General features: G+C 69.8%; 1 protein-coding gene and 1 pseudogene. One reads left to right on the forward strand and one right to left on the reverse strand.

The annotated features are described in order from the left end of the window. Nucleotides 1-613 (forward strand): annotated as a pseudogene (locus tag EOA27_RS32330) (ATP-binding protein); the annotation flags it as partial. Here EOA27_RS32330 and EOA27_RS32335 read toward each other — a convergent pair. After that, nucleotides 614-2,212 (reverse strand): ATP-binding cassette domain-containing protein, encoded by a 1,599-nt coding sequence (locus tag EOA27_RS32335; RefSeq protein WP_127258267.1) that lies wholly within the window; start codon nucleotides 2,210-2,212, stop codon nucleotides 614-616. Nucleotides 2,213-2,350 lie beyond the last annotated feature (138 nt).

Below are 2,350 nucleotides of genomic sequence, written 5' to 3' on the forward strand. Positions count from 1 at the left end.
GCCTTCGCCGGATCTCCTCGACCAGCTGATGGCAGCCAAGGCCGCGCCGCTGGAGATACGCCCTGAGCCGGCCGAGCCGCAGCCCAGCGCCGAGGACCTGGCCGAACGGCGCGAGCGCATGGACCGCATCCTGCGCGCCATTCTGGCCGAGCCTGATGCGGGTTTCCGCGTCATCGGCGTGCTCTATCAGGAGTTCGTGGTCCGCTGCCGCATCGAAGGGCTTGCCTCGGTGGTGCCCGATCTTCCGGAATTCCGCCGAATGCTGACCAGGGCGCGTGCCGGCGTCGGCTCCGACATGGCCGAGGACGATGCCTGGCGGGACGTCTCCGTGCGCGCCTCGCTGCTGCCCGAGGACATGCAGGGCGTGTTCATGATGATCGCCCGCGCCGCCAAGGAAGGCTGGCCTTGCCCGAGCGACGCGGCGATTGCGCGGGCCTACGGCTCGCATTCGCTGCGCCGCGCGCGGCGGCTGCTCGACTATATCGAGGAGCAGGGCCTCATCGTCTGTCAGGTCGACGGCACAGGGCGACGCACAGTGACGCTGGTCGAGCTCGCCTGGGCGACGGCGCCGGGCGACCCGAACGCCTTGGAGCAGGACAGCTCGGCGGCGTGATTACGGCTGCAACTCGATCGTGCGGACATCGCGAAGCGGCGGCGCGCGATGGGTGGAGACGACGACGATCCTATCGCTGAAGCGGGCGAGCAGCCGCTCGAGGATGCGCTCGCCCTGCGCCTCGTCGAGATGCTCGGTCGGTTCGTCAAGCAACACAACGGGTCGGGGTGACAGCCAGGCGCGCGCGAGGTTGATGCGCTGCGCTTCGCCGAGCGAGAACCTGTCCTGCCTGACCCAGCTGTCCAGCCCCCCCGAGTCGCGGATGCGGCCGTCCATCTCGACGGCTTCCAGCGCCCGCCACAGCGCGGCATCCGGGACATCGCCGGCGAAGAGATTGGCGCGGACGGTGTCCTCCAGCACGACCGCGTCGTGCAGGACGAGGGACACGAGCGCCCGCCGCTCGCCTGCCGACAGGATGCGGTCGTCGGTGGCGAAGGCATCGTCGCCGATCCAGCCGGCGATCTGCTTGAGCAGGCTCGTCTTGCCCGAACCGCTTGCGCCGACGAGCAGTGTCGGCTGGCCCCACGCGAGGAGCAGAGAGATGGGCGTTCCGATCGACCGGCCGTCGGGTGCACGGCGTTGCAGGCCGCCATGAAGCAGCAGGGCGGGCTTGATGTCATCCAGGGCGAATTCGCGCCTGCCGGCCGCGGTGCCGCGTGTCCATTGGCCGATCTCGGCGCAAGCCGCGTTGCGGCGGAGCACGGCAACCAGCATGCGCGATGCGCCATTCATGGTTTCGCCCAGCGCCAGCCAGGAGAAGGCGAGCAGCATCGGCGCGAGAAGCTCCGTGCCTTGTCTGCCCGCATACCAGGCAGCCGCCATCACACTGACGCCGGCAACCGGACCGAAAGCCGCGCCGATCATGTCCAGCATGGCCTGCAGCCGGCGAAGGGCAAGCTGCGCGGCGTCGGCGCGAGAGAGCGCGGCAAGGGCCTCAGTGCATTCGCGGTTCCAGGCGCCCTCCGCCTTCAGGGGTACCGCTGACGCCATGGCCGCGCCAAGCCGGCTCGCGCCCCCGCGGCGCAGCGACCTGGTCTCACGCCATGCCATGGCGCCAGCTCTGGCCACCCGGTTCCCCGCGAACAGGATGGCAAGCAGCAAGACTATGATGGGCAGGAGGGACAAAGGCGCCAGCACCGCCGAGCCGGCGACCAGGACCGCGAGGCCGCAGGCAAGCGTCAGAGCCGGCAGGCCGGCGCGCAGCCTGGCGAAGTCGAGGTCCTCGACATCGTCCAGATAGTCGGCAAGGCGCGAATCGTCGCCCAGCTGCCATCCGGCCCGGCGCACCGCCGGCGCCGCCGCCATCGCGGCGAACAGCTCGACGCGACGCGATATCTGATCGGTGAGCGCGGCCTTGTGTCCGGTCAGCCGCTCGCCATAGCGGGCGGCGGTGCGGCCAACCGCGAACAGCCTGATGAAAGCCGCGGGGGTGTGAAAGTTGAAAGTGAAAGCGGTGGCGGAAAGGCCGGCGATCGCCACCGAGCCGAGCAGCCAAGCGGACACGCCGCCCAGCAATATGGCGCAGGCCAGCGCGGTGAAGGCGAAGCCCGTCGCCAGCCGCCACGACTTCCGGTTCGATGACTGAAACGCTGTGCTCATGCCGCCACCTCGACGGTATCGTCACGGGTGAGATCCACAACCAGGTCGGCGGCGGCGGCAAGCTCCCGGTCATGCGTCGCCACAACGACCAGCCGCGCCTCTGAAATCCCGATCAGCATGCGCTGCACGGCCTCGGCG

Origin of the sequence: Mesorhizobium sp. M2A.F.Ca.ET.037.01.1.1, assembly GCF_003998075.1 — a bacterium.
GTDB lineage: Bacteria > Pseudomonadota > Alphaproteobacteria > Rhizobiales > Rhizobiaceae > Mesorhizobium.

Bases quoted from the DNA above. Each gene is read 5' to 3' on its own strand.
- EOA27_RS32335 (WP_127258267.1), bottom strand. From the start codon at position 2,212: ATGAGCACAGCGTTTCAGTCATCGAACCGGAAGTCGTGGCGGCTGGCG.